At 66.8% G+C, this 17,738-nt stretch carries 16 protein-coding genes; all 16 read right to left on the reverse strand.

The features are described 5' to 3' along the window. Nucleotides 1-2 precede the first annotated feature (2 nt). Nucleotides 3-1,412, reverse strand: coding sequence for an RNA polymerase factor sigma-54 (rpoN, locus tag K5L94_RS11080; RefSeq protein ID WP_133934595.1), 1,410 nt, complete (start codon nucleotides 1,410-1,412; stop codon nucleotides 3-5). Nucleotides 1,413-1,829: 417 nt separating this feature from the next. Continuing rightward, nucleotides 1,830-2,462: a response regulator gene (locus K5L94_RS11085; RefSeq protein WP_005413261.1), complete on the reverse strand. Its 633-nt coding sequence runs from the start codon at nucleotides 2,460-2,462 to the stop codon at nucleotides 1,830-1,832. 92 nt (nucleotides 2,463-2,554) lie between these two features. Beyond that, nucleotides 2,555-3,133: a PilZ domain-containing protein gene (locus K5L94_RS11090; RefSeq protein ID WP_053449675.1), complete on the reverse strand. Its 579-nt coding sequence runs from the start codon at nucleotides 3,131-3,133 to the stop codon at nucleotides 2,555-2,557. Then, the gene (locus K5L94_RS11095) at nucleotides 3,130-3,423 is read right to left on the reverse strand and encodes a hypothetical protein (protein ID WP_006443673.1); all 294 of its coding nucleotides are present in this window, start codon (nucleotides 3,421-3,423) and stop codon (nucleotides 3,130-3,132) included. The genes K5L94_RS11090 and K5L94_RS11095 overlap by 4 nt, the downstream gene beginning before the upstream one ends. Next, a complete protein-coding gene (gene fliS, locus K5L94_RS11100) occupies nucleotides 3,420-3,836 on the reverse strand; it encodes a flagellar export chaperone FliS (RefSeq protein ID WP_053449676.1) in 417 nt (138 codons plus the stop codon). The genes K5L94_RS11095 and fliS overlap by 4 nt, the downstream gene beginning before the upstream one ends. 128 nt (nucleotides 3,837-3,964) lie before the next feature. Beyond that, entirely contained in the window at nucleotides 3,965-5,383 is a 1,419-nt protein-coding gene (fliD, locus tag K5L94_RS11105) for a flagellar filament capping protein FliD (protein ID WP_006443677.1), read from the reverse strand. Between the two features lie 441 nt (nucleotides 5,384-5,824). Then, complete coding sequence (locus K5L94_RS11110; RefSeq protein WP_274512599.1) at nucleotides 5,825-7,003, reverse strand: flagellin; 1,179 nt, start codon at nucleotides 7,001-7,003, stop codon at nucleotides 5,825-5,827. Between the two features lie 85 nt (nucleotides 7,004-7,088). Beyond that, complete coding sequence (locus K5L94_RS11115; protein ID WP_053449678.1) at nucleotides 7,089-8,264, reverse strand: flagellin; 1,176 nt, start codon at nucleotides 8,262-8,264, stop codon at nucleotides 7,089-7,091. A 72-nt stretch (nucleotides 8,265-8,336) separates the two neighbouring features. After that, nucleotides 8,337-9,554, reverse strand: a complete 1,218-nt coding sequence (locus K5L94_RS11120; RefSeq protein WP_053449679.1) for a flagellin — start codon at nucleotides 9,552-9,554, stop codon at nucleotides 8,337-8,339. Between the two features lie 385 nt (nucleotides 9,555-9,939). After that, on the reverse strand, nucleotides 9,940-11,142 hold the full coding sequence (gene flgL / locus K5L94_RS11125; RefSeq protein WP_008266080.1) for a flagellar hook-associated protein FlgL: 1,203 nt from the start codon (nucleotides 11,140-11,142) through the stop codon (nucleotides 9,940-9,942). Then, entirely contained in the window at nucleotides 11,139-13,019 is a 1,881-nt protein-coding gene (gene flgK / locus K5L94_RS11130; protein WP_053449680.1) for a flagellar hook-associated protein FlgK, read from the reverse strand. The genes flgL and flgK overlap by 4 nt, the downstream gene beginning before the upstream one ends. A gap of 8 nt (nucleotides 13,020-13,027) precedes the next feature. Further along, entirely contained in the window at nucleotides 13,028-14,227 is a 1,200-nt protein-coding gene (gene flgJ / locus K5L94_RS11135) for a flagellar assembly peptidoglycan hydrolase FlgJ (protein ID WP_053449681.1), read from the reverse strand. Nucleotide 14,228: 1 nt separating this feature from the next. After that, nucleotides 14,229-15,371, reverse strand: a complete 1,143-nt coding sequence (locus K5L94_RS11140; protein WP_006443848.1) for a flagellar basal body P-ring protein FlgI — start codon at nucleotides 15,369-15,371, stop codon at nucleotides 14,229-14,231. Nucleotides 15,372-15,373: 2 nt separating this feature from the next. Further along, nucleotides 15,374-16,066 carry a flagellar basal body L-ring protein FlgH gene (gene flgH, locus K5L94_RS11145; RefSeq protein WP_008266280.1) on the reverse strand — a complete coding sequence of 231 codons (693 nt, stop codon included), beginning with the start codon at nucleotides 16,064-16,066 and terminating at the stop codon, nucleotides 15,374-15,376. A gap of 22 nt (nucleotides 16,067-16,088) precedes the next feature. Continuing rightward, nucleotides 16,089-16,874 carry a flagellar basal-body rod protein FlgG gene (gene flgG, locus K5L94_RS11150; protein ID WP_005409571.1) on the reverse strand — a complete coding sequence of 262 codons (786 nt, stop codon included), beginning with the start codon at nucleotides 16,872-16,874 and terminating at the stop codon, nucleotides 16,089-16,091. A gap of 102 nt (nucleotides 16,875-16,976) precedes the next feature. Beyond that, the gene (locus K5L94_RS11155) at nucleotides 16,977-17,726 is read right to left on the reverse strand and encodes a flagellar basal body rod protein FlgF (RefSeq protein ID WP_006443951.1); all 750 of its coding nucleotides are present in this window, start codon (nucleotides 17,724-17,726) and stop codon (nucleotides 16,977-16,979) included. Nucleotides 17,727-17,738: the final 12 nt, after the last annotated feature.

The raw sequence follows: 17,738 nt of genomic DNA on the forward strand, positions 1-17,738 counted from the left end.
TTTCAGCCCACCCGGGCCAGCTGCGGTTGCCTGGCGCCGAGCCGGCGCCGTTCACGGGCCGGGGCGATGTCCAGTTGTTCCCGGTATTTTGCGACGGTTCGGCGGGCAATGTTCACCCCCTGGCGCGACAACAGCCCGGCGATCGCTTCATCGGCCAGCGGCCGGCCGGCCGGTTCGGCGTCGATCAGGCGGCGGACCATGGCCTTGACCGCCTGGCCGGAGACGCTGGCGCCTTCCAGGCGCACGGCGAAGAAGTGCTTCAGTTCGAAGGTGCCGCGCGGGGTCTGCAGGAATTTGCCGGTGGTGATGCGCGAGACGGTGGACTCGTGCATGCCGATTTCCTCGGCCACTTCCTTCAGGGTCAGCGGCGCCATGGCCTCCTCGCCACGCACCAGGAAAGCGGCCTGGCGCTCGACGATCACCCGCGCGGTCCGCAGCAGGGTGTCGTAGCGCATCGACAGGCCACGGCTGAACCAGCGCGCTTCCTGCAGCATCTCGCGCAGGGCCGGGGCGGCGTCGTTGCTGTCGGCCAGCGCCTGTTCGTACTGGCTGTTGATCGAGACGCGGCGGCTGGTGGCCGGGTTCAGCGCCACCTTCCACTGCGCGTCGGCGTGCCAGGCGACCACGTCCGGCACCACCACGGCGTTGCGCTCGGGCAGCAGGCTGTCGCCCGGGCGCGGCTGCAACGAGAGGATCAGGCGGACGGCTTCGCGCACGTCGTCGATCTCGGCGTCGTGCTGGCGGGCGAGGGCGGGGTAGTCGTGCGCGGCCAGCGCATCGAGCGCGCCGTCCAGGATGCGTGCGGCCAGGTGACGGGCAGCCACCACGCCGTGCAGGCTGCGCAGCTGCGCCTGCAGGCCTTCGCGCAGGTCCTGCGCGGCCATGCCGGCCGGTTCGCCGTGCAGCAGCTGCTGGCGGATCGCTTCCACGCCATCGGCGTCGATGTCGAACTGGGCGCTGGCCAGCAGCTGCAGCTGGCCCAGCGGTGCCTGCAGGTAGCCGGCGTCATCGCAGTGGTCCAGCCAGAAGGCAGCGACGGCCAGCCCGCGGTCGTCCATGTCCAGCGACAGGCGCTGCAGCACGCGCAGCTGCGGATCGGTCGATTCACCGGCGGCGATGCGCGCCATGCGGTCGTCGTCGCCGTCCTGCCAGCTGGTGCCGGCTACGTCCCACATCGAGGATTCCGGCAGCTCGTCGAACGCGGCCGTCTCCAGCGTGGTGGTGCTGGCCTCGGTGGCCTCGGCGGCGGGGGCTTCGGCCTCTTCGATCTCCAGCAGCGGGTTGGAGTCCAGCAGGCGCTGGATTTCCTGTTCCAGGTGCAGGCCATCAAGCTGCAGCAGCCGGATCGACTGCAGCAGCTGCGGGGTGAGGTGAAGTTGTTGGCCCAGCTGGGTCGAGAGTGCAGCCTTCATCGTGGTTCCCCGGCACCGCTCCCCGGCGCCTTGTGGAACGCATCTTGCTTTTGATCCGACGGGTGCGGAATCGGGGGGTTCCTGAGGGCTTTCGTGGATCTCCCGACAGGATGTAAGGATTTCCCCTACATTGACGCGGGATGTTGACGAAGGCCGCCGCCAAGTCATTGATTCGTGGTGCCGAACCGGCCGTGTTCGCGGGGCGCCATGTACGGATTCCTGTCAGGGCCTGTCAGGGTGACGGGATTTCGTCGCCGATGCGGGGATGTCGCGGGTTGGTAGAGTCGACTGTTAGTCGACTGCTCTCAGATCAGGCTCTGGAAAAGTCCCGCGCTCCGCGCGCAAATCGACTAACAGTCGACTCTACCGACAATCGACTCCACCCCGGCATTGTCCGACGATCACGGTGAGGCCGATTCACTCCAGCTCGTGCTGGTGGCGGGCGGCCAGCAACAACAGATCATTGGCGCGGCGGCAGCCCAGCGACTCCATCATGCGTGCGCGGTGGGTCTCCACCGTCTTGACGCTGATGCCGAGGTCAGCGGCGATTTCCTTGTTGCTCTCGCCCTTGCCGATGCGGCGCAGGATCTCGCGCTGGCGCGGCGACAGCGCGGCGATGCCGGTGGGCTTCTCGCGGCCCAGCATGGGCGCCAGCATCTTGGCCGAGATCTGCGGGCTGAGGAACACCTGGCCGGCGTGCGCGGCGCGCAGGGCCAGTTCCAGCTCCTGCGGCGCGGCATCTTTGACCACGAAGCCCACCGCGCCGCGATCGAGTGCATCGCGCACATGCGCGGCATCGTCGTGCATGGTCATCATCACCACCCGGGTACCGGGCGCGCGCAGGCGGATGTCACTGAGCGCTTCCAGGCCGGTGCGGCCGGGCAACGACAGATCCATCAGCACCACATCCGGCGCATGCTGCAGGGCCAGCTGCAACGCCTGTTCGGCATTGCTGGCCTCGGCAACCAGCTGCACGTCGGCAAACCCCTGCAGCAGCCGCGCCAGGCCGGCGCGGACCAGGGTGTGATCGTCGACGATGAGAACTCGCACAGGCACGCAACTGGTCCGTGTAGGGGAGTCCACCTTAACTTAGCTGAACGGGCGCGCCAAGCGTTGCCTGTCCTGCATCGCAATGGTGGGTTTCAGCGGGCCCGGCGAGCCTCGGCCACCTGGCGGCGGTGCAGGCGGAACAGGTGCCGCTCCATGGCCATTTCCAGGCCGTCGCCGAGGCGCTGGAAGCGCAGCCAGAGGTAATGGCCACCACCGCCGTCGGCGGCTTCGGCGATCACTTCCACCGGCAGGTCGATGTGGTCGGGCAGCCAGTCGCTGGGTTGCAGCCGCACCAGCCCGGCCTGGCCAGGCATGGCGCCGCTGCGCGGGCCCAGTTGCAGGCGGATGCCACGGCGTGACCAGCGCACCGGGCGCAGGGTCAGTTCCTGGCCCTGCTGGCGAACCAGCCGGCCGAGCAGCACCATCGCCAGGTCCAGCTTGGCTTCGAGCCGCTGCAGCTGCAGGCTGGCCTCGTTGCGGTCGTCATGCTCGTCAACGCGGCTGTCTTCCACCAGCGCCAGGCTGCGCAGCAGGCCTTCGGCGCTGCTGGTGCGGCCGGCGGCACTGCCGGGCTGGAACTCGGCGGGCAGGGCCAGTTCGCAGCTGAGCGTTTCGTCGAACAGCTCGCTTTCGGCGGGGTGGTGCAGCGACGTTGTCGGCAGTTGGGTCATGCCAGCGATTCTGCCTGCAGGTAGGCATGCGCCGCGCGAAGAGAACGCTGTCCATCGTTCATCAGGGCAGCGACTGCGTCGCGGCGCTGGCGCAGCAGGCCAAGCAGGTTCTGCTGGCGTTCGAACAGTGCGCTCAGTGGCGCGTGGTCGGCCGCAGTGAGCGGCTGGCTGAGCAGGGCATGCAGGGCGCTGTCGTGGCCGTCGAGCAGGCTGTCGGCCTGGTCGAGGGCTTCTTCGCCTAGTGCCTTCTCGAACGCGTCCAGCTGCGCGTGCAGTTCGTGCAGGCTCATGGCGCCACCGCGGCCGGGCGGCGTTGTTCGTGCGGGATCGCGTTCCAGGCGCTGTCGATTTCGCCCAGCAGCTGCAGGGCTTCGTCCAGCGCTGCACGATCATTGTGCAGGTTGGCCTCGGTCAGGCGCTGCAGCACATAGTCGTAGAGTGCCGACAGGTTGCCGGCGATCTCGCCACCGGCCTCATGGTCCAGCGAGCCGTTGAGGTGGCCGACGATCGCGCAGACTTCGCCGATCGCCTTGCCCTTGCCGGCCTGGTCGCCACGCTCGAGGCTGGCCAGGGCACGGCGCACGCGCTCCAGCGCGCCAGCCAGCAGCATCGCCACCAGCTTGTGCGGATCGGCGTCGGCGACCGCACTGGTCACTCCCACCTGGCGATACTGTTCGGCATATTGACGGCTGGAACCGTACATTCGTGATTCTCCTTGCGCGGGGTGCCGCCGGGCGATCGAGGGGATCGTTGCCGGCGGCGCGGCGATGATTGCTGTTGCGTCCGTTATCGGTGCGTTGCACGCCAAACTTGAGCGTTGCGCGTAGACCTTCAGCGGTTCAGCTGTGCCAGCTGCTGCTGCAGCGACGTATTGCTCTGCTGCAGCTTGCCCATCAGGCTGTCCAGCGCGATGAACTGCTTCTTGTAGCGCTCTTCCACGCCCTTCATGCGCGTGTCCAGGTCCTTGCGGCGCTTGTCGATGTTGTCCAGCGTGGTGTTGAGGCCTTTGGTGCGGGCGACGAAGGCGCCTTCCTTGCCGACCGTGGTGCTGACATAGCCGTCGACCATGGTGTAGAGCGTGCCGGCACCGCCGGTGTCGCCGGTGATGGCCGAGCGGATCTTTTCAGGCTGGCTGGCCAGTGCGGCGGCAAACTTGGTGGTGTCGAGCACCAGGCTGCCGTCGGCGTTTGGATAACCGCGTGTCTGCAGGCCTAGTACCTTCGGGTCCAGGCCGTCGGCGGAAAGCTCCTTCAGCACGCCCGACATCATGGAACGCAGCTGGCTGGCAGCACCACGCATCTGCGCGTCGCCGGTCAGCGTGGCCGCTTCCTTGGTCTTGGCGTCGTACTTGGTTTCGGTGTTGATCGCTGCGATGGCCGCGTTGTAGGCGGTCACGAATTCCTGCATCACCTTGGTGGCGGCGGCCGTGTCGGTACTGATCACGACCGTGCTCTTGCCGGGAACCTTCAGGTTCAGGGTCAGGCCAGGCACCGCATCTGCCACCGTATTGCTGGCGCTGACCACCTTGACGCCATCGATGGTCAGTTCGGCGTCCGCTGCAGCGGTGTTCTGTTTCAGGCTGCCGACCAGTGCGCCCAGCTTGGGATCACTGCCGCCGTACTCCAGCTTGATCGCATTGGCGGCACCGGTCTTCTCCTGGGCGATCGACAGGTACTGGTTGTCGCCGGAGGTGATCAGTGTGGCCTGCACGCCTTCCTTGCGGCCGGCGGCATCGATCTTGTTGCGGATGGTGGTCAGCGTGTCGCCGTCCTCCACCGCCACGTTCATGGTCTTGGCCTTGTCGCCCACGCCGACGGTCAGCGTCAAGGTTCCGGCGCCGAAGGTGTCGGTCTTCGGGAACGAGGTGTCGGCAATCAGCTTGTGTGCCGTGGCGAGGGATGTCACCTCCACCTGGTGCGTGCCGTTGGACGCGGCCGCCTTGGTCGTGCCCAGGTCGTACAGCGCCACCGATGCGGTCAGCACATCCTCGGTATTGGCGGGCTGCGCCTTGCCGCTGGCGGTCACCGTGCGGGTATCGAAGGCGGTGGTGGCCTTCAGCGCGGTCAGTGCAGTCTTCAGCTTGTCGAAGGCCGAGGTGACGGTGCCGATCGACGACAGCTGCATCTTGGCTTTGGACTGCTGCAGGTTCAGTGCATTGTCGGCCGGCTTGCGGTCGGCTGCGACCAGCTGGTTGACGATGCTGGAGATATCCAGTCCCGAGCCAATGCCACCGTATCCAAAGTCTGCCACGTCGTTTCTCCTGGTATACGGGCCTGGCCGTCGTGCGGTGGCCCGTCGTCAACGAAAATAGCGGCCTGTGCCGCTGGGTCTTGAGGACTTCGTTGATGCATGCGCCGTGCCAATGCTCTGGCGCGGGTTCTGGCACGCAGGTTGCAGGAGGGTTGGGGCAGGGTGCGGGGAGGTTCACCGCGGGCTGCCGGGAGTCTGCAAAAAACCCTCCCCCAATGCAGGGGAGGGATCAGGCTACTGACAATCGGGGGGAGACGAAGCCGCCCGGTACGTACAGTCAAAGGTACAGCGCTGAAAGAGAGGTCCGCAGGAGCGGGCGATGCCAAGCCGGTTCGGGAGGGTTCCCGGGCCGGGCATGGCCCGCGCCTTCGTGCACCGTGGCTTCCGGGTTGCCGCTGCCGTCGGTTCAATCCGACGGCAGCGGCGCCTTCTTGCCGTGGATCAGCGCAGCAGGCTGAGCACGCCCTGCGGCACCTGGTTGGCCTGGGCCAGCATGGCCGTACCGGCCTGCTGCAGGATCTGGGTGCGGGTCAGCTCGGCGGTTTCCTTGGCGAAGTCGGTGTCCTTGATGCGGCTGCGCGACGCCGACAGGTTTTCCGACGAGGTCTGCAGGTTGGCCACGACCGAGGTGAAGCGGTTCTGGATCGCACCGAGGTCGGCGCGGGTGCTGTTGATCGCGCCCAGGGCCTTGTCGACCACTTCCATTGCCTGCTGTGCACCAAGCACCGTGCTCACGTCCAGCTTCTGCACGTTGGCAGCGGTGGCGGTGCCAGCGGTGTAACCAGCGGCTGCATTCTTCGTGCCCCACACGCCGGTGCCGGCGTTCAGGTCGCTGCGCTCAAGCGCGATGTCGGCAGCGACGACCGCCTTGCCTTCCTTCACCGAGGTCAGTTTCATCGAGCCATCGGCATTCGCCTCGGCATAGAGGCCGGCTTCGCCGATCTTGGCATTGATCGCCGTGGCGACAGCCTTGGACGCATCGGCAGTGGAGGCGCCGGCCTTGATCTCGACGGTGCCGATGTCCACGCCCATTACCTTGCCGGTAATGCGCGAGCCGTCGGTACTGGCGGCCAGTACGTCAGTTGCGCCGCTTGCGAAGGTCGAGGTGCCCAGCGAACCCGCTTTCGCATCGATGGTCTTGTCGATGGCGATGGCCTGGCCGGCATTGGCGCCGACCTGGAACAGCTGGCTGGAGAACGTGCCGTCCAGCAGCTTGGTGCCGTTGAAGTCCGACTGCTTGGCGACGCGGTCGATTTCCGAGACCAGCTGGGTCACTTCAGCCTGCAGCGCCTTGCGGTCGCTGGCCGAGTTGGTGGCGTTGGAGGCCTGCACCGACAGCTCGCGGACGCGCTGCAGGTTGTTGCCGATTTCGGTCAGCGAACCTTCGGCGACCTGGGCCAGCGAGATGCCGTCGTTGGCATTGCGGATGGCGACGTCAGTGCCGCGGATCTGAGTGCCGAAGCGCTCGGAGATCGCCAGACCGGCGGCGTCGTCCTTGGCGCTGTTGATGCGCGAACCGGAGGACAGGCGCTGGATGGTGGTGGCCAGCGAGCTGCCGCTGGTGCTCAGGTTACGCTGAGCATTCAGGGACATGGTGTTGGTGTTGATGACTTGTGCCATGGTGCTTTCCTTTGGCGAAGGTGGAACGTGTTTCAGGCGCCGGGCGGCGGTTCAGATGCCGCCCGGCGGTCGATCAGGGAGCGGATCAGCGCAGCAGGCTGAGCACGCCCTGCGGCACCTGGTTGGCCTGGGCCAGCATGGCCGTACCGGCCTGCTGCAGGATCTGGGTGCGGGTCAGCTCGGCGGTTTCCTTGGCGAAGTCGGTGTCCTTGATGCGGCTGCGCGATGCCGACAGGTTTTCCGACGAGGTCTGCAGGTTGGCCACCACCGAGGTGAAGCGGTTCTGGATCGCACCGAGGTCGGCACGGGTGCTGTTGATCGCGCCCAGGGCCTTGTCGACCACTTCCATCGCCTGCTGCGCACCCTTCACGGTGGACACGTCGATCTTGTCGGCGAACTGCTTGCCCGGGACCGGGGTTGCTGCGGCGAAGCCGGCCAGCGAGCTGCCGATGGCAGTGAAAGCGCCCGCGTTGTTCACGCTGTCCTTGACCGAGGTCAGGGTCAGTGCGCCGGCGGCATCGGTTTCGGCCAGCACGCCGGTTTCGCCGATCTTCGCATTGATGGCGGCAACGACGGCCTTGCCGTTTGCAGCGGTGTTGGCGGCAGCGTCACCGACGCTCTTGACCGTCATGGCGCCGAAGTTGAAGACGGTGCCCTTGCTGTCGGTGATGGTGAACGCACCCACTGCGGTGTCAGTGTCAGCGGTACCGGCGATTGCGGTTGCGGTACCGCTGGAGAACTGTGCACCACCCAGGGCGTTGGCCTTGGCATCGATGGTCTTGTCGATGGCGATGGCCTGGCCGGCATTGGCGCCGACCTGGAACAGCTGGCTGGAGAACGTGCCGTCCAGCAGCTTGGTGCCGTTGAAGTCCGACTGCTTGGCGACGCGGTCGATTTCCGAGACCAGCTGGGTCACTTCAGCCTGCAGCGCCTTGCGGTCGCTGGCCGAGTTGGTGGCGTTGGACGCCTGCACCGACAGCTCGCGGACGCGCTGCAGGTTGTTGCCGATTTCGGTCAGCGAACCTTCGGCGACCTGGGCCAGCGAGATGCCGTCGTTGGCATTGCGGATGGCGACGTCGGTGCCGCGGATCTGAGTGCCGAAGCGCTCGGAGATCGCCAGACCGGCGGCGTCGTCCTTGGCGCTGTTGATGCGCGAACCGGAGGACAGGCGCTGGATGGTGGTGGCCAGCGAGCTGCCGCTGGTGCTCAGGTTACGCTGAGCATTCAACGACATCGTATTGGTGTTGATGACTTGTGCCATGAGGAGAGGTCCTTGAGCGGTTGCACGTGAGTTGGGTTAGACGCCCCCGACGTGCCCCGGGGGCGGCTCATGTCAGCGCTGCAACAGGCTGAGCACGTTCTGCGGTACCTGGTTGGCCTGGGCCAGCATGGCCGTACCGGCCTGCTGCAGGATCTGGGTGCGGGTCAGCTCGGCGGTTTCCTTGGCGAAGTCGGTATCGCGGATGCGGCTGCGCGAGGCCGACAGGTTCTCCGAGGAGGTCTGCAGGTTGGCCACCACCGAGGTGAAGCGGTTCTGGATCGCGCCGAGGTCGGCGCGGACGCTGTTGACCGATTCCAGGGCCTTGTCGACGATCGACAGCGCCTTCTGCGCGCCTTCGGCCGTGGTGACGTTCAGGTCCTTGACGAAGCTGGCCGAGGTGCCGGTGAGCGTGCCGCCATTGGTGCTGGTCTCGGTCAGGCCGAGGCCGGCGATCGTCGCGGCGGTGGCGCCGGTCGGCGGGGTCGCGGCGCTGACGCCCAGGGTGAAGGTCTGGCCGTCCTTGACCGAAGCCAGGCTGATCACGCCGGCATTGACCGAGGCCATGACGCCGGTTTCGCCCAGCTTGTTGTTGATCGCGGCGGAGGTGGCCGAAGTGATCGACTCGCCCGCCTTCACGGTGAAGTCGTTGACGGTGATCGTGGTGGCGGTGCCGCCCGGCGGGGTGACCGAGATCTGCAGGCCGGAGTAGGTGGTGTCGGCGGTGGCCTTGTCGGTCGCCAGCGCGGTGCCGGTGTAGCCGTTGGCGAAGGAGGCGGCACCCAGCGAATCGGCCTTGGCGTTGACCACGCTGTTGATGGCGATGGCCTGGCCGGCGTTGGCACCGACCTGGAACAGCTGGCTGGTGAAAGAGCCGTCCAGCAGCTTGGTGCCGTTGAAATCGGCCTGCTTGGCGACGCGGTCCACTTCGGAGACCAGCTGGGTTACTTCGGCCTGCAGCGCCTTGCGGTCGCTGGCCGAGTTGGTGGCGTTGGAGGACTGGACGGCCAGTTCGCGGATGCGCTGCAGGTTGTTGCCGACTTCGCTCAGCGAACCCTCGGCGACCTGGGCCAGCGAGATACCGTCGTTGGCGTTGCGGATGGCCACGTCCAGACCACGGATCTGGGTGGTGAAGCGCTCGCTGATGGCCAGGCCGGCCGCGTCGTCCTTCGCGCTGTTGATGCGCAGGCCGGACGAGAGGCGCTGGATGGTGGTAGCGAGCGAGCTGCCGCTGGTGCTCAGGTTGCGCTGAGCGTTGAGCGACATCGTATTGGTGTTGATTACCTGTGCCATGGGGTCGTCTCCTCTTATATGGAACCCGTTGGTGAATGAAACGAAGCGCCGCCGGTTTTTTTGTGTGGCTGTGTGCTTCGCTGTTGCCAAATGAATAACGGCGCTTTGTCAACAACCTTTAGCCGTGAATTCCGCTGGAGCCGTAATTCGCTGCTGGAGGCTGTTTTTACCGGGCTTTTCAGCCCTGGAAGGGCGTGAAGGCAATCCCGGAAAGGGGCGGTCGGGGCAGGCCCGACCAGCGCTGATGAAGGTATCGGCGGGGCAGCGCCGGCCTTGATGGGCAATCACGGGTATTCCGCCGCAGCGGGCATGGCGCCGGGCACGGAAACGAAAAAGGCCGCGATGCAGGGCATCGCGGCCTTTCAGGGGTGACGCGAGGGAAGCGTCAGCGGATCTTGTTGAACAACGACATCGACTGCATCTGCGAGAAGATCGTCTGTGCCGCCTGCAGCGCGGTGCTCTGCAGCTGGTACTGGCTCAATGCATCGGCATAGTCCAGGTCACGCATCTGCGACAGCGTGGTCTTCAGGGTCACGCCGTTGGCCTCGCGCATGTCCGCGGCGTTATCCAATGCCTTCAGCTGTGCGCCGCCTGCGGCACGTGAATCGATCATGCGTTCGGAGGCGCGTGCCACGTCGCGCAGGGCACTCTGCAGCTCGTTCTGCTGCGCGGACATCTTCGCGGTGGTTCCGGTGTCGGCATCCAGCGCGGCGATCAGCTTGTCCATGGTGTCGAAGATGTCGCGGCTGCTCGCGGGCGTGACGTTGAAGCTGTCACCCGCAGCGGGTGCACCGGTGATCTGCAGGCGCACCCCGTTCACTTCCACGTTGTCACCGGCCTTGTAGGTGCCGGTACCGGTGACGTTGCCCGCGCCGTCCAGCACCTGGTACTGGTCGGCAGCGGTGAAGCGGATGCTGAAGGCCTGTCCGTTCCAGCTGTCACTGCCGTCGCGCGTGATGTTGGTCAGCACGCCGTTGCCGGTGTTGCCGGCCGCCGCGCCGCCATCGACAAAGCCATCGCCGGTGGGGATGCGCATGAAGATCTCGCTGCCGGGCAGCGCATCGCGCACGTAGGTATCGGGGCCGACTTCGATCTGGCGCTGGGTCTGGTCGCCCCGGTAGACCACCTTGCCGTTGATCTTGGCAAACGGCGGGTCGCCGTCGTTGGTGCCGCCGAACACGTAGCGGCCGGTACCATCGTCGGCGTTGGCCAGTGACAGCAGGCCATCGCGGATCTGGTTCAGCTCGGTGATCAGGGTCTTCTTGTCCGGTGCACTCAGCGCCGGGTTGCTGGCCTGGATGGTCAGATCATTGACGCGCGCCATCAGGTCGTTGACCTGGGCCAGGGTGTTTTCCTGCACGCCCAGCCGGTTCTGCACGTTGCCGGCATTGAGCTTCATGCGGTCAAGCGCGGCCAGGCTGCGGTCAAGACCGACTGCGGCACCGGCGGCGACCGGATCGTCCTTGGCGCTGACGATCTTGCTGCCGGTGGCGATCTGCTGCTCCAGGTGGCTGAGCTTGGCCTGCTTGGCCATCATCAGCGACACGGACTGGTTGAACATCATGCTGGTGGAGATGCGGCTGCTCATCGGCGGACGGCTCCCAGGATGGTCTGGAACATGCTGTCGGCGGTGGAAATCAGCTGCGAGGCGGCCTGGTAGGCCTGTTGCAGGCGCAGCATGTCGGCCGCTTCCTCGTCCAGGTTGACGCCGGACACTTCGTCGCGCGCTTCCTGCGCCTTGTCGTTGATCACCAGCTGCGCTTCCAGCGAATACTCGGCCGAACGTGCGGCAGCGCCGACCTGGGTGGTCAGGCCGCCCAGCGCACCGTTGAGGGTGACCGTGCCGCTGTTGAACGCCTTCGCGCTCTCCACCTTGGCCAGCCGGGAGGCATTGCTGTTGTCCGACGAGCCGGCCGGGGTGGGGGTGATGTTGAAGGTGTCGCCGACCTTCGGCGCACCGTCCAGCACGAAGCTCCAGCCATTGGCGCTGATGGTCTGGCCCGGGGTGTAGGTCTGCGGCGGGCCACCATCGATGGTGTAGGTGGTGGCCGAGGTGAACACGATCGCAGCCGGATTGCGCAGGTTGGCGTTGGTCGAATCGCTGACGGTGACCCCGCTCAGCTTGCCGGTGCCGGTGTTGGACGTGGCGGCAGCGCCCTTCACCGCCGCAGCGGCGGCGATGCGCGAGGGATCGGTAATCGCCACTTCCATGCTGCCGGCCACGCCTGCGGTGGGCTGCAGCAGGAATCGATCATTGGCAGCCGGGGTCCCGCCGACCACCAGCTTGACGCCATTGATCACCAGCGGATCGGCGGCGGTGCCGGTACCGGTCAGCGGCACGTTGGCGCCGGTGTCGGCGCGGCTGGCCTTCCACTGGGTGCCATCGAACTGCAGCACCACGTTCTGTGCGTCCAGCTTGCCCAGGTCGCCATAGGTGGCGCTGAGGCTGGCCGTGCCGGTGTTGGCATTGTTGGCGGTGACGCGCGGATTGCCGATGTTGAAGAAATCACCGCCCAGCTGGCCATACATGTCCACACCCTGGTGATGGGTCTGGTTGAAGGTCTCGGCCAGGCCGACGGCCAGCTTGCCCAGTTCGGCCTGGGCCGGGGTCAGCACCGTGTCGCGGAATTCCAGCAGGCCGCCGATCTGGCCACCGACGGCCTTTGCGTCAAGCCGGATCGTGTTGCCCTGGGTCTCCAGCGCCAGCTGCAGGCGCTCGGGCTGGTAGGGGTCGGCCACCGTGGTGACCTTGGTCGCCGTGGTGCCCACCACCAATGCGTTGCCGCCGGCGGTGTAGACATTCATGATGCCGCCGTCCTGGATCACCGCCGTGCCGCCGGTATAGCCGATCAGCTGGGTGATCAGCTGGTCGCGGCGATCGAGCAGGTCCGGCGCGGCATTGGCGATGTTGGTGCCGATGGCGCCGTTGATCTGCGCGATCTCCTGCGCCAGGCGGTTGACCTCGGTGGCACCGGCCAGCAGGCCGTTGTTGACCTCGCCGTTGAGGTTGTTCAGGTGCGTGTTGAGCTGCACGAAGCGGTTGGCCAGGGCCTTGCCGCCGTCGAGCATGTTCTGCCGGTCGGCGGTGCCGGAGGCGTTGGAGGACAGGCCGCTAACCGAGTCGAAGAAGTTCGACCAGACGCCGGCAATGTTGGTCGCGCCTTCCGAGAACAGCGAGTTGACCCGGTCGGCCATGCCGGAAAGCTGCTTCAGGCGCGCCAGCTCGCCGCTGCTGTCGAGCAGGCGCGAGATCGCCAGCTGGTCGGCGGTGCGGCGGATGTCGGTGATGCGGGTGCCGTTGCCGACCGTTCCATAGCCGTAGTTCTGCGGATCAGCGGTGGCGAAGTTGACCTTCTGCCGGCTGTAACCGGGAGTATTGAGGTTGGCCACGTTGTGGCTGGTGGTCGCCAACGCACGCTGGAAGGCGAGCAGGGCACCGGTACCGGTGGAAAGTACGCTGGACATGGGGTTCCTCAACGACGAGTGATACCCAGCGCCGCGGTTGCGGTGCTGGCGAAGGTCTGGCCAAGGCGCGTGCCGGCGTCGGCCACGGCGCTTACGGCGCGCTCGATGGTCGGCCCCCCGGCGATCGCGGCGATCTTGGCGGCGTAGCGTGGATCGGTGGCATAACCGGCACGCTGCAGGCCGCGCGCGAAGCCCTGCACGTCGGTGCCGGCCTGCAGCGCCTGCTGGTAGCGCGGGCTGGTCTTCAACAGGCGCACGTAGTCGGCGAAGCTTTCGGCCGGCGAACTGTAGGCACGGAAGCTGGCGGTCTCGTTGCGGCGCACGCCATCGACATACTCATGGGTGCCGGCCACGGCACGCTGGCCGCTCCAGCCATTGGCCTTGATGCCGAACAGGTTGTGCGAGGTGCTGCCGTCGGCATGCTTGATGTGGCGCTTGCCCCAGCCGGTTTCCAGCGCGGCCTGCGCGACCAGGGCGCGGGCATCCACGCCGAGCTCCTTGGCCGCGCTCTGCGCGTGCTGCCAGATGCTGGCCACGAAGCCCTCCGGGGTGTGCTCGCCCAGTTGCGCCACGGCAGTGCGGGTGGCCAGGGCATCGGCCGGGCTGATCGCGGTACCGCGATTGCTGGCAGTGGCCGACCACTGGTCGCTGCCAGCCGCCCAGTCATCGCCCTGCAGGCTGCCGATGTAGGGATCGTCTGTGCCGAGCGCGCGGTGCATGCTGCTGCTCTCGCGGCCGGCAATCAGGTCCAGTGCCTGCTCCATCGGTGCCACCGCGGCCTGTGCGCCCGACTGTGCGCCGGCCGCCATCTGCTGCAGCAGGCGCACGGCCTGGCTGCCGTCTTCCAATGGCAGCGACGGTGCCGGCCTGGCCGGTGCGTTCAGCTGGTACGCGCGGCTGGCCTTGGCCGGGTCCACGCGGGTATCCAGTGCCGGGCCATCGGTGGCCTGGCCGGACAGCTGGCGGCTGATCATGCCCGACAGGCCCAGGCCCTTGCCGCGTGTCATCGCCTCGGCAATCTTCTGGTCGTACATGTCGCGGAACATCTTGTTCTCGCCGGGAAACAGCGAGTCGCCGAAGCTGGCGTCACGCATGCTCTTGACCAGCATCTGCGCGAACTGGCCTTCCAGCTGGCGCGCGACCTTGTCGATCTTGGCCGGATCGTTCTGTTGCGCCGGGTGCAGATCGAATGCGGGGTTGATGCGCATGTCAGATCACCTCGAGTTCGGCACTCAATGCGCCGGCCTGCTTCAGGGCTTCCAGGATCGCGATGAGATCGCCCGGCGCCGCGCCCACGGCGTTCACCGCGTGCACGATTTCGTCCAGGGTGGTGCCGCCGCTGAACTTGAACATGCGGCTGCCGTCGTTGGTGGCGGTGATGGTCGACTGTGGGCTGGCCACGGTGCGGCCGCCGGACAGGGCGTTGGGCTGGCTGACGTTGGTGTTTTCCTGGATCGTCACGGTCAGCGAACCATGCGAGATCGCGGCCGGGCCGACCCGTACCTGCTGGCCGATGACCACGGTGCCGGTGCGCGAATTGACCACCACCTTGGCCGGCGCGCTGCCCGGGGTCAGCTCCAGGTTCTCGATGCGTGCCAGCAGGCCGATGCGCGCGCCGGGATCGGTGGGTGCGGTGACCGCCACGGTTACACCATCGACGGCACGCGCCGCGCCCTCGCCGAAGGCGTTGTTGAGTGCAGCGACCATGCGCGAGACGGTGGTGAAATCGTTGTTGTGCAGGTTCAGGGTGATGTCGCCGCCATTGGCGAGCGGATCGGGCAGGGCACGTTCAACGGTGGCGCCGTTGGGAATGCGGCCGACGCTGGGCACGTTCACCGAGACGCGGGAACCGTCCTTGCCCTGCGCACCGAAGCCGCCGACGATCAGGTTGCCCTGGGCGATCGCGTAGATCTGGCCATCGGCACCGCGCAGCGGAGCCATCAGCAGCGAGCCGCCACGCAGCGACACCGCATTGCCGATCGAGGACACGGTGATGTCGATCGGCTGGCCCGGCTTGGCGAACGGCGGCAGTTCGGCATGGATCGCCACCGCCGCCACGTTCTTCAGCTGCGGGTTGACGTTCGGCGGCACATTGACGCCCAGCTCGCCGAGCAGGTTCTTCAGGCTCTGCACGGTGAACGGTGCCTGGCTGGTGCGGTCACCGCTGCCATCCAGGCCCACCACCAGGCCGTAGCCCACCAGCGCATTGCCGCGCACGCCACCGACCTGGGCCAGGTCCTTGATGCGCTCGGCGCTGGCCGGCGCAGCCATTGCCAGCAGGAGGAAGAATGATCCGTAGAGCGACGCGATGCGTCGCTGCCACGTAGAAGAGAAGAGAGCTTTCATGGCCATACTCAGAACGGCGTCAGGCCGGAGTTGAAGAAGCGGCTCAACCAGCCCATCGCGTTGGACTGCGCGACCGGGCCGCGTCCGCCGTAGACAATGCGGGCTTCGGCCACGCGGCTGGAGGGGATGGTGTTGTCCTGGCTGATGTCGCCGGGGCGCACGATGCCCTGCACCTGCACCAGTTCGTCGCCCTGGTTCAGCCGCAGGTTCTTCTGCCCCTGCACGACCAGGTTGCCGTTGGGCAGGCGCTGCACCACGGTGACCGTGACGCTGCCCTGCAGCCGGTTGCTCTGCGCGCTGTTGCCCTTGCCGGTGAAATCACGCTTGCCGGTGGCCGACGCGCTGAGGATGTCCTTGCCGCCCAGGGTGACCGGCGCACCGAGGATCGAGGGCGTCCCCAGGTTGAGGTTCGACTCCTTGTTGGTGGCGGTGTTGGCACTGGTCTGCGCGGTGGTGTTTTCCAGCAGGGTGATGGTCAACAGGTCGCCGACGTCGCGTGCGCGACGGTCCGAATACAGCTGCAGGGTCGGGCCGGCAGCGTAGATCGCACCGGCGGTCGGCGCGGCCTGCGGCGGCATGATCGGCTGGATCGGCGCCATCGCCGCGTAGGGGCGCACGTCGCCGGCGATCACGCAGCCACCGAGCAGGGCGGCCACGGCGCAGGCGAGGGCAGTGCGGGCGAAGGTGGAAATGGGCGACATGGCGGTTTCCCGGTTGGGCCGGTCAGAGCTTGTTGTTGAGATAGCCGAGCATCGAATCGGTGGTGGAGATCGCCTTGGCGTTCATTTCGTAGGCGCGCTGGGTTTCGATCATCGACACCAGCTCTTCCACCACGTTGACGTTGCTGCCTTCCAGCGCGCCCTGCACCACGGTGCCCAGGCCGTTGAGGCCGGGGTTGCCGTTCTGTGCCGGGCCGGAGGCGGTGGTCTCCAGGAACAGGTTCTCGCCGCGGGCCTGCAGGCCGGCCGGATTGACGAAGTCGGTCAGGGTCAACGCGCCCACTTCCACCGAGGCGGCGCCGTCGGCCATCTTCACGCTGATGGTGCCGTCGGTACCGATGGTCACCGACTGCGCGCCTTCGGGAATCTGGATGCCCGGCTGCACCGGATAGCCGCTGTTGGTGACCAGCTCGCTGTCCTGGTTGATCTTGAACGAGCCATCACGGGTGTAGGCCGAGCTGCCGTCGGGCATCTGCACCTCGAAGAAACCACGGCCGTTGACCATCACGTCCAGGGCGCGGCCGGTCTGCTGCTGGCCACCCTGTTCGAAGTTCTTGGCGGTGGCCACCACGCGCACGCCGGTACCCAGCTGCAGGCCGGTCGGCAGCTGCGTCTGCGCCGACGAGGAACCGCCGGGCTGGCGCACCTGCTGGTACAGCAGGTCTTCGAAACTGGCACGGTCCTGCTTGAAGCCGGTGGTGTTGGTGTTGGCGAGGTTGTTGGAAACCACCGACATGCGCATCTGCTGCGCATCCAGTCCGGTTTTCGCGATCCACAATGCCTGGTTCATCTTCGGTGTCCTGTCTGGTGGAACCGGCCGCGCGATGCGGCCCTTGGTAGCGGGTCTGCAAGCGGTGTGCCAGCGCCGCGCTCGGGCGGCGCCGGAATTCCGTCAGCTGCCCAGGCGCAGCAGGCTGTTGGCGCTGCGCGCGTTGTCGTCGCCGTGCTTGATCACCTGCACCTGCATTTCGTACTGGCGCTGCAGCTGGATCATCTGCACCAGTGCACCGGCGGCATCGACGTTGCTGCCTTCCAACTGGCCGCTGTGCACGGCGGTGCCCTGCGCGGGTGCGAACGGCTGCTGCGGATCGGTGTTGCGGAACAGGCCATCGAGGCCGCGCTCGAGGCGCTCGTCCGGGGCCTGCACGACCTTGATCCGGCCGACCTGGGCCATGGTCTGCGGGCCTTCGCCCTGCGGGATGATCGAGATCGTGCCGTCGGCGCCGATCTCCATCGCCTGGTAGGGCGGAATGGCGATCGGATTGTTGTTGTCATCCAGCACCGGGCGGCCGCTGGAGGTCACCAGCTGGCCGTTCGGGGTGACCGACAGTGCAGCGCCGCGCGTATAGGCTTCGCTGCCATCGCTGGACTGCACGGCCAGCCAGGTGCCGGTCTGCAGTGCAAGGTCCAGCGGCTTGCCGGTGATGTGCTGCGCGCCGGGCCGGCGGTTGAAGCCGGCGTCGACGTGCAGCGCATCCACCCGCGAGGCAAAGCCCGGGCCGCGGATCGGGAAGGCTTCGGTGTTGGCCAGCGCTTCCTTGAAGCCGGGGGTGTCCGAGTTGGCGAGGTTGTGGCTGAGCGTACCCTGCGCCTGCAGGGAGGCGCGGGCACCGGTCATCGCCACGTAAAGGGCTTTATCCATGCGGGGAGTTCC

The sequence above is a fragment of the Stenotrophomonas forensis genome, from assembly GCF_028752115.1.
Taxonomy (GTDB): domain Bacteria; phylum Pseudomonadota; class Gammaproteobacteria; order Xanthomonadales; family Xanthomonadaceae; genus Stenotrophomonas; species Stenotrophomonas forensis.